Raw genomic sequence first — 8,798 nt, forward strand, 5'->3', positions numbered from 1 at the left:
ATCAGAACCGCCCCAGCATGGCCCCGAGCACCAGGTCCGCCTGACGCAGCGGCGGAGGGTCCTGGACCAGCCCGTCGAAGACCTCGTGCTTCGCTCGGCGCAGCCGGCGGAGATATCCATCGGCCAGCCGGGCCGACAGCAGGGCCGACACCGCCATCCGCGGCACGTCCCGGCGCAGCCGCCGCGCCTCCGCCAGATGCCCGGCAGCAGCGTCCGCCACGCGCGCGACCGCCCGGCACAGGCCGTCATGCGGCCTCATCTCGAACAGCAGGCCGCGATCGGCGCCCTCGGCCGTCATGATCTCCTGCGGCAGGTACAGCCGCTTCTGCCGGGCGTGGAACGGCACGGCGCGCATCAGCCCGACCAGCGCCCAGGCGGTGCCGACCGCCGTCGCCGCCCGGTGCGCCGCATCGTCGCGAACGCCCAGCACCTCGAGATGCAGGCGCAGCAGCGGCCCGGCGGTGTCCGCCGCGTAGCGCTCGAGATCGGCGAGGGTCGCCGGCGGCTCGTCCTCCAGGTCGCGCTCGCGGGCGTCGATGACGGTGTCGAAGAGGATCCGGCTGAGGTCATGGGCCCAGACCGCCGAGGCCAGGGGATCGAGCACCTCGTGGCGCCGCGGCCGGCCGTCATAGATCTCGCCGATGGCGTCGCGCCACCATTGCAGCCGGATCTGGCCGAGCAGCGGCTGGCTGACCACCTCGCGCGTCTTCGCCACCTCGATGTTGAAGGCGTAGAGTGCGAACAGCGCCGCCCGGCGCGGCGCCGGGGCGAACAGGCAGGTGAGATAGCGGTCATGGTCGAGGCGGCGAACCTGTTCGCCGTTCTGACCCAGGGGATCGGTGGTCGGCATGGCGGCCCCTATATGCCCGCTTGCGGGACCGATCGCCACCGGAGCTTGCCAGTTCGGGCTTAAGGCTGAAGACTTGGGTCCTGACGCATCGAGGGAGGCGACCGATGAAGGCGATCATCGTCGGTGGCGGCATCGGCGGGCTGACCGCGGCGCTGATGCTGCAGGCGCGCGGCATCGGCTGCGCGGTGTTCGAGCAGGCGACCGAGCCGCGGGAGGTCGGCGTCGGCATCAACACCCTGCCGCATGCGATCCAGGAGCTCGCCGGGCTCGGCCTGCTCGACCGGCTCGACGGCGTCGCCATCCGCACCCGGGAGCTGCTCTACACCAACCGCTTCGGCCAGATCGTCTGGCGCGAGCCGCGCGGGCTGGACGCCGGCTTCCCGGTGCCGCAGTTCTCGATCCATCGCGGCCGGCTGCACGGCGTGCTGCACATGGCGGCGCGGGAGCGGCTTGGCGGTGAGATCCATCATGGGCGCCGTCTGGCCAGTTTCGAGCAGAGCGAAAGCGAGGTGATCGCGCATTTCGTCGACCGCCACGGCGCGCCGGCCGGCACCGCGCGGGGCGACCTGCTGATCGCCGCCGACGGCATCCATTCGATCGTGCGGGACACGCTGTATCCCGACCAGGGGCCGCCCTCCTGGAATGGCATGATGATCTGGCGCGGCGCGGTCGACCGGCCGGCCTTCATGGACGGCAGGACGATGATCGTCGCCGGCGGCATGCAGGCGAAGGTGGTGCTGTACCCGATCGCGCCGGGCACCGCGCCGGACCGACGGCTGACCAACTGGGCGGTCTGCGCCCGCATCGGCGACGGCAGCACGCCCCCGCCCCGGCGCGAGGACTGGTCGCGGCCCGGCCGGCTGGACGAGGTGCTGCCGCACGCCCGCCGCTTCGCTCTGCCGGAGGCCGACATCGGCGAGATCGTCGCGGCGACGCCGGAGTTCTGGGAGTACCCGATGTGCGACCGCGATCCGCTGCCGCGCTGGCGCCACGGCCGGGTGACGCTGCTGGGCGACGCGGCGCATCCGATGTACCCGGTCGGGTCGAACGGCGCGTCGCAGGCGATCCTCGACGCCCGGGCCCTGGCCGACGCCCTGGCGGACGCATCGGATGCCGTCGCCGCGCTGGAGCGCTACGAGGCCGACCGGCGGCCGAAGACCGCGGAGATCGTCCGGCTGAACCGCAGCGGCGGGCCGGAGGGCGTGATCGACGTGATCGAGCAGCTGGCGCCGGACGGCTTCGAGGATATCGAGGCCGTCCTGCCGCATGCGGAGCGCCAGGCGATCGTCCGCGGCTATGCGTCCGTCGCCGGCTTCACCCCGGCCCAGTTGCGCCGACCCCGCTGACTAGGCGGGCGGCGGCAGGAAGTCGACGTCGTGCTTAGCCGCCAGCGCCACCACCGCCTCCGGCGTCTGCTGCGGCAGGTCGTGGATGGCCTGGAACAGCTCAACCAGCCGGCCGGTCGGCGCCACCCAGAACAGCGACTTTGCGATCGCGCCGCTGTTGTTGAAGATGCCGTGCGGGATGCCCTTGGGCAGGCGCACCAGGTCGCCGACCGTGGCGCTGGCATTGGCGCCGTCGAGCATGAAGTCGAGCCTGCCCTCGAGGATGTAGAGGAACTCGTCCTGCAACGGGTGGATGTGCGGCGGCACGAAGGTGCCGATGCCGAAAGTGGCGTGCCAGGCGAAGCTGTCCGCCGAGATCTGCTTCGGCACATAGGTCTGGCCCAGGATCGACCAGGAAAGGCCGTCGATCCCCTCCGCGGCCCCGGTGATGCCGGCCGTCATCGCCTTCATGTCGCGCCTCCCTGCTGCTGTCTGCGGCTCTCTTCGAGTTTAAACAAGCAGCCGGGGTAAAGCGATGTCAGACCGGGATCAGCGCCGCAGCGGCGCGCCGGCCTTCCGAGATCAGAACGTTGTAGGTGCGGCAGGCGGCGCCGGTGTCCATCGCGTCCATGCCGATGCCGGCCTCGCGGATCTGGCGCCGCAGCGCCGAGGGCAGCAGCGCCATGCGCGGGCCACAGCCGATCAGCAGCACCTCGACCGGCGGGTCGATCCGTCGCACTGGGTCGAGATCGGCCACGGCCAGATCCTCGATCCGGCTCAGCGACCAGGGCACCTCGCCCTCCGGCCAGATCAGCATCGGCCCCTGGTACAGCGTGCCGGCGACGCGGAAGCCGCCCGGCGGATAGCCGTCGATCATCCGCCGGCCGGGCGGGATGACGGAGGTGATCTCCATGACGATCCCGCCCCGTTCAGCTCACTTCCGCGACAGGAAGCGGCCCAGCCCCTTCGGCTTCTCCGCCTCGGCCGGCGCATTGGCCGCGGCCGGCGGCACGGCATCCTCGTCCTTGTCGCCGTTGCTCGACCCGCCGCCCTTGGCCGGCTCGGTGCGAGCCAGGACGGTGGTGACGGTGCTGCGGATCACCTTGACCCGGACATTCTCGGCGATCTCGATCGTCAGCTCGTCATCGGCCACCTTCTGCACGGTGCCGACGATGCCGCCGCCGGTGACGACGCGGTCGCCGCGGCGCAGCGCGCCCAGCATGTCGCGATGCTCCTTCGCCCGCTTCTGCTGCGGCCGGATGAGCAGGAAGTAGAACACCACGAAGATCAGGATCAGCGGCGCGAACTGCATCAGCAGGCCAGCACCGCCGGCCGCACCGGCATCAGCCGTCTGGGCATAAGCCTCGGAAATCAGCATCTTTCGCTCCACCTTTGCAGTCGCGCGCGACTATAGCGGCCGGGGCCGCCGTTGCAATGGAATCCGGTCCGGCCGCGCCCGGCACGATTGCCTCGGCAATCCTGCCGGACCTGGACGTTTGCAGGATGGCCGGACCCGGCCATCCTGCCGGGGCAAGGGAGCCTTGCGAGGCTTGATCTCGACACCCGCACGGCACGATCGTTAGCGTCGGCGGGCCGAAAGCGAAGGAGACCGTCCGGTGGCCGACCTGGATCCGACACGACTGCAGCTGCTGACCCGCATCGCCGATGCGCTGGAGCGGCTGGCGCCGCCGACGCCGGCGCCGACCGACCTGGCCAGCGCCGACGCCTTCACCTGGGACGCCGAGCACGGGCGGCTGCTGCCGGTTGCCGCGGTCAGCCGGGTCGATCTCGTGCTGCTGCAGGGCATCCAGCTGCAGCGCGACCTGCTGCTGGAGAACACCCGCCGCTTCGCCAAGGGGTTGCCGGCCAACAACGCCCTGCTCTGGGGCTCCCGCGGCATGGGCAAGAGCTCGCTGGTCAAGTCGGTGCATGCGGCAGTGAACGGCGAGGCCGGCGGCATCCTGGCGCTGGTCGAGATCCATCGCGAGGACATCGGCTCCCTGCCCCGGCTGCTGCACCTGCTGCGCGTCTCGACCCGGCGCTTCATCCTGTTCTGCGACGACCTGTCCTTCGACGGCCAGGACGCCAGCTACAAGTCGCTGAAGGCGATCCTGGAAGGCGGCATCGAGGGCCGGCCGGAGAACGTCGTGTTCTACGCCACCTCGAACCGCCGCCACATCCTGGCGCGGGAGATGATCGAGAACGAGCGATCGACCGCGATCATCGCCGGCGAGGCGGTGGAGGAGAAGGTGTCGCTGTCCGACCGCTTCGGCCTGTGGCTCGGCTTCCACGGCTGCAACCAGGACACCTATCTCGAGATGGTCGAGGGCTACGCCGCCGCTTACGGCCTGGAGATCGCGCCGGAGACGCTGCGGGCCGAGGCGCTGGAATGGACCATCACCCGCGGCTCGCGCTCCGGCCGCGTCGCCTGGCAGTACATCCAGGACCTGGCCGGCCGCCTGGGCAAGCAGCTGGAGACTCCCACGTAGCGGACGGCGCGCCGCCGCCCCGGCGCTACTGCAGGTACTGCTTCGGATCCACCGGCGAGCTGTTCTTGCGGACCTCGAAATGCAGCTGCGGCGCGTCCACGGCGCCGGTCTGGCCGACCGTGCCGATGGTCTGGCCGGCGGTGACCTGATCGCCCTTCTTCACCGACAGCGACGCGGCATGGGCATAGGCGGTGACCAGCCCGTCGCCATGCTGGATCAGCACCAGGTTGCCATAGCCGCGCAGCTCGTTGCCGGCATAGGCGACGGTGCCGGGGCCGGCCGCCTTGATCGGGGTCCCAGCCGGGGCCGAGATGTTGATGCCCTGGTTCGGCTTGCCGCCGAGCGGGGCGTTGTACCCAGCGATCACCGAGCCGGTCACCGGCCAGGCGAAATGGCCGCCCCGGGCCGCGGTCTGCGGCACGGCGGCGGGCGGCGGCACGGTGGCGCTGGCGACCGGCGGCACCGTCGCGGGCGGAGCCTTCGGCACGATCGAGGTCGGGGCGCCGGTCGTCGGCGACAGCGGGGCCTGGCCCGGCACGGCGCCGACGGGCGGGACTGCGCCCGGCACGGAACCGGGGACCACCGGCGCCGTGGCGCCGCCCGGCGGCGGCAGGCGTTGCACCGCCAGCCCGCTGCCGGTCGACGGCACGGTGTTGAGCGGCGTGCCGCCCATCGGCACGGTCGCGCCCGGCGTCGTCGCCACCGCGCCCGGCAGCGTGATGGTCGGGGCCGGCCCGGGGGCCGATGCCGGCGCGCCCGGCAGACGCAGCGTCTGGCCGGCCTGCAGCGCATAGGGCGGCTGCAGCCCGTTCAGCGCGATCAGCCCCGGCATCGAGACGTCGTAGCGGCGGACGATGGACAGCACGTCGTCGCCCGGCTGGACCTGGACGGTCGCCGGCCGCTGGGCCAGCTCGTCAGCCCCCGGCGGGACGTTGCAGGCTGCGAGGCTCGCGGCGGCGAGCGTCGTCAGTAGGATGGGCCGCCATCCTCCCCGTCGGGAAGGTCCGGCAGCAAAGGCACGAAGCGAACTGGCCACAGATCCTCCCGCTCCAATCCGGTCTCGGTGCGCGTGAAGCGGACCACGCGCTGGTTCCGCTTCTCGTCCCCCATGGGAATCACGATTATACCACCGATCGCGAGCTGGTCCGTCAGCGCCGGGGGCGGCAGGTCGCCGCGATGGGCGGCGGTGACGATGACGCGGTCGAACGGCGCCTGTTCCGGCCAGCCCTTCATGCCGTCGCCCCAGCGCGCGGTGATGTTGCTGATGCGCATGCCGGAGATCCGCTCCAGCGCCAGGTCGAGCAGCGGCTTGTGCCGCTCGATGGTGTAGAGCCGGCGGCAGATCTTCGCCAGCACCGCCGCCTGGTAGCCGGAGCCGGTGCCGATCTCCAGCACCTTGTGGCGGTCGCCGACCTCCAGCGCCTGGGTCATCAGCCCAACCACCATGGGCTGGCTGATGGTCTGGCCGTGGCCGATCGGCAGGGCGATGTCCTCATAGGCCTGGTCGAGGAAGGCGTCGGGCACGAAGGCCTCGCGCGGCACCCGCTCGATCGCGCCGAGGACGCGATGATCCGTGATCCCCGACCGGCGGAGATGCATCAGGAGCCGGATCAGCCGCGGCTCGGCGATCATGGGCGGACACCGATCACGACAGGCCCTACTCGGCGAAGGTCCGCCGCAGGGACTGTATCGCGGCGGCGTGGTTCAGGTCGAGATGCAGCGGCGTCACCGTTATCCGGCCAGCGGCGATGGCGGACACGTCGGTCTCCGTGCCCTGCAGCGCCTGCTCGGTCCGGCTGGTGCCGATCCAGAAATAGCTGCGGCCGCGGGGGTCCGTCCGTTCCTCCAGCACGTCGCCGATCTTGCGCAGGCCGTGCGGCACCACGGCGATGCCGGTCACGGCGTCCGGATCGACCGCCGGGAAGTTGACGTTGACCAGTACCTGGTCCGGCCAGTCGGTGGCGATCGCCTTGCGCGCCACCTCGGCGCCCCAGCGCGCCGCCGTTTCCCAGTCCGGCCTGCGGCCATCGGCGAATTGCTGGCTGAAGGCGATGGCGCGGATGCCGAGCAGCGTCGCCTCCATCGCCGCGGCGATGGTGCCGGAATAGGTCACGTCCTCGGCGATGTTGCGGCCGTGGTTGACGCCGGACATCACCAGGTCGGGGCGCTTGTCCTTCATCATGTGGTTGACGGCCAGCAGCACGCAGTCGGTCGGCGTGCCGTCGACGGCGAAGCGCTTCTCCTCAATCTTCCTGAGGCGCAGCGGCCGGTGGATGGTCAGGGAATGGCTGGCGGCCGACTGCTCGGTCTCGGGCGCGCAGACCCAGACGTCGTCCGACAGCTCGCGGGCGATGCGCTCGAGCACCGAGAAGCCGGTGGAGTTGATGCCGTCGTCATTGGCCAGGAGGATGCGCATGGTCAGCCCTTCGCTTCCAGGATCTCGAGCCCGCCCATATAGGGCCGCAGCACCTCCGGCACCTCGATCGAGCCGTCCTGCCGCTGATAGGTCTCCATCACCGCGATCAGGGCGCGGCCGACGGCGACGCCGGAGCCGTTCAAGGTGTGGACGAACCGGGTGCCCTTCTCGCCCGCCGGCCGGAACCGGCCCTGCATGCGCCGAGCCTGGAACTCGCCGGTGTTGGAGCAGGAGGAGATCTCCCGATACCGCCCCTGCCCCGGCAGCCAGACCTCGATGTCGTAGGTCTTGCGGGCGGTGAAGCCCATGTCGCCGGTGCACAGCACGATGGTGCGGAAGGCGAGGCCCAGCCGCTTCAGCACGGTCTCGGCGCATTGCGTCATGCGCTCGTGCTCGGCGGCCGACTGCTCCGGCGTGGTGACGCTGACCAGCTCGACCTTGCTGAACTGGTGCTGGCGGATCATGCCGCGGGTGTCGCGTCCGGCGGCACCGGCCTCGGAGCGGAAGCTCGGGGTCAGCGCGGTGAAGCGCAGCGGCAGCCCCTCCGCCTCCAGGATCTCGCCGGCGACCAGGTTGGTCAGCGGCACCTCGGCGGTCGGGATCAGCCAATGCCCGGTGTTGGTGCGGAACATGTCCTCGGCCGCCTTCGGCAGCTGGCCGGTGCCGAACACCGCCTCGTCGCGCACCATGAAGGGCGGCGCGATCTCGGTGTAGCCGTGCTCGGTGACGTGCAGGTCCAGCATGAACTGGCCGATGGCGCGCTCCAGCCGGGCCAGCGCCCCGCGCAGGACCACGAAGCGCGCGCCGGACAGCTTGGAGGCCGCGGCGAAATCCATCAGCCCGAGGCCCTCGCCGAGATCGACATGATCGCGGGCGGAGTTCAGCCGCCGCGGCTCGCCGGTGCGGCGGATCTCGACATTGGCGCTCTCGTCCCGGCCGTCCGGCACGTCCTCGTCGGGGATGTTCGGCAGCTCGGCCAGCCGGGCCGTCAGCGCCGCCTCGGCGTCGCGGTCGGCCTGCTCCAGCTCGCCCATCTTCGCCTTGATCGACGCGACCTCGTCCATCAGCGCCTGGGCGTCGCCGCCCTTGGACTTGACGGCGCCGATCTCCTTCGAGGCGGCGTTGCGGCGGGTCTGCAGCCCCTGCAGCTCGGTGGTGATCTGGCGCCGGCGCTCGTCCAGCGACAGCAGCTCGGCCGCGACCGGCGACAGACCCCGCCGAGCCATCCCCCTGTCGAAGGCCTCGGGATGCTCTCGGATGAATCGAATGTCGTGCATCGCGCGCTCGATGACTGCCGGTTCGGGGAATCGTGCGGTGGTTATAGGAGGTGGGCCGGCCGGACGCAAACGGGCCGGGGGGTTGGGATAAGGTTTGTGCACCTCTCCCATGGGCAAACAATCACCCTCCCTCCCCTCGCGGGAGGGGGCCAGGGGGAGGGGGTTGGTGCAGCCAGGACCGGGGTGCGCCTGATCCGGCCTCAACCAGCCAATCGCGCGCGGACGCGCGCAGGCCCCTCCCCCTGCCCCCTCGCGCTGGGGGAGGGGGAGAATGGAAGGCCGGGCAGCTGGTGACGGGAAGGCACAACAGGTGATGCGACGTTCAGCTGCTGTCCGGTTTCGGCGGCTCCGGCTTGGGCCGGCCGGCGGCGGAATCGTCCGGTGCCCGCGGCCAAGCCTCTGCAGGCTCGCGATCGGCGCGGGCGGTTTCCGCCGGCTCGG

At 71.3% G+C, this 8,798-nt stretch carries 10 protein-coding genes; 2 read left to right on the forward strand and 8 right to left on the reverse strand.

Annotation, left to right across the window (positions count from 1 at the left end; all coding sequences use genetic code 11):
* Window position 1: 1 nt before the first annotated feature.
* On the reverse strand, window positions 2-850 hold the full coding sequence (locus tag FFK22_RS28945; protein ID WP_138891497.1) for a phytoene/squalene synthase family protein: 849 nt from the start codon (window positions 848-850) through the stop codon (window positions 2-4).
* A 104-nt stretch (window positions 851-954) separates the two neighbouring features.
* Between FFK22_RS28945 and FFK22_RS28950 the strand changes: the two genes are divergently transcribed.
* The gene (locus FFK22_RS28950) at window positions 955-2,196 is read left to right on the forward strand and encodes a flavin-dependent oxidoreductase (protein WP_138891498.1); all 1,242 of its coding nucleotides are present in this window, start codon (window positions 955-957) and stop codon (window positions 2,194-2,196) included.
* Here the strand turns inward: FFK22_RS28950 and FFK22_RS28955 are convergent, their stop codons facing one another.
* From FFK22_RS28955 to yajC, 3 genes are all read right to left on the reverse strand, one after another.
* Window positions 2,197-2,646, reverse strand: coding sequence for a cupin domain-containing protein (locus FFK22_RS28955; protein ID WP_186002711.1), 450 nt, complete (start codon window positions 2,644-2,646; stop codon window positions 2,197-2,199).
* A gap of 67 nt (window positions 2,647-2,713) precedes the next feature.
* Entirely contained in the window at window positions 2,714-3,088 is a 375-nt protein-coding gene (locus tag FFK22_RS28960; protein WP_138891499.1) for an Mth938-like domain-containing protein, read from the reverse strand.
* A gap of 21 nt (window positions 3,089-3,109) precedes the next feature.
* Window positions 3,110-3,553 carry a preprotein translocase subunit YajC gene (yajC, locus tag FFK22_RS28965; RefSeq protein ID WP_138891500.1) on the reverse strand — a complete coding sequence of 148 codons (444 nt, stop codon included), beginning with the start codon at window positions 3,551-3,553 and terminating at the stop codon, window positions 3,110-3,112.
* Window positions 3,554-3,791: 238 nt separating this feature from the next.
* Here yajC and FFK22_RS28970 point away from each other — a divergent pair, with 238 nt between their 5' ends.
* Entirely contained in the window at window positions 3,792-4,664 is an 873-nt protein-coding gene (locus FFK22_RS28970) for an ATP-binding protein (RefSeq protein WP_221938941.1), read from the forward strand.
* Window positions 4,665-4,689: 25 nt separating this feature from the next.
* Here the strand turns inward: FFK22_RS28970 and FFK22_RS28975 are convergent, their stop codons facing one another.
* Genes FFK22_RS28975 through serS form a run of 4 tightly spaced genes read right to left on the reverse strand, consistent with a single transcriptional unit; the run spans window position 4,690 to window position 8,468 of the window.
* A complete protein-coding gene (locus tag FFK22_RS28975; protein WP_186002712.1) occupies window positions 4,690-5,700 on the reverse strand; it encodes a M23 family metallopeptidase in 1,011 nt (336 codons plus the stop codon).
* Complete coding sequence (locus FFK22_RS28980) at window positions 5,631-6,296, reverse strand: protein-L-isoaspartate(D-aspartate) O-methyltransferase (RefSeq protein WP_138891502.1); 666 nt, start codon at window positions 6,294-6,296, stop codon at window positions 5,631-5,633. Before FFK22_RS28980 ends, FFK22_RS28975 begins: the two co-directional genes overlap by 70 nt.
* Before the next feature lie 25 nt (window positions 6,297-6,321).
* Window positions 6,322-7,080, reverse strand: coding sequence for a 5'/3'-nucleotidase SurE (surE, locus tag FFK22_RS28985; RefSeq protein ID WP_138891503.1), 759 nt, complete (start codon window positions 7,078-7,080; stop codon window positions 6,322-6,324).
* Window positions 7,081-7,082: 2 nt separating this feature from the next.
* Complete coding sequence (gene serS / locus FFK22_RS28990; RefSeq protein WP_306770187.1) at window positions 7,083-8,468, reverse strand: serine--tRNA ligase; 1,386 nt, start codon at window positions 8,466-8,468, stop codon at window positions 7,083-7,085.
* Window positions 8,469-8,798: the final 330 nt, after the last annotated feature.

It is taken from the genome of Mycobacterium sp. KBS0706, assembly GCF_005938675.2.
Classification (GTDB): domain Bacteria; phylum Pseudomonadota; class Alphaproteobacteria; order DSM-16000; family Inquilinaceae; genus Inquilinus.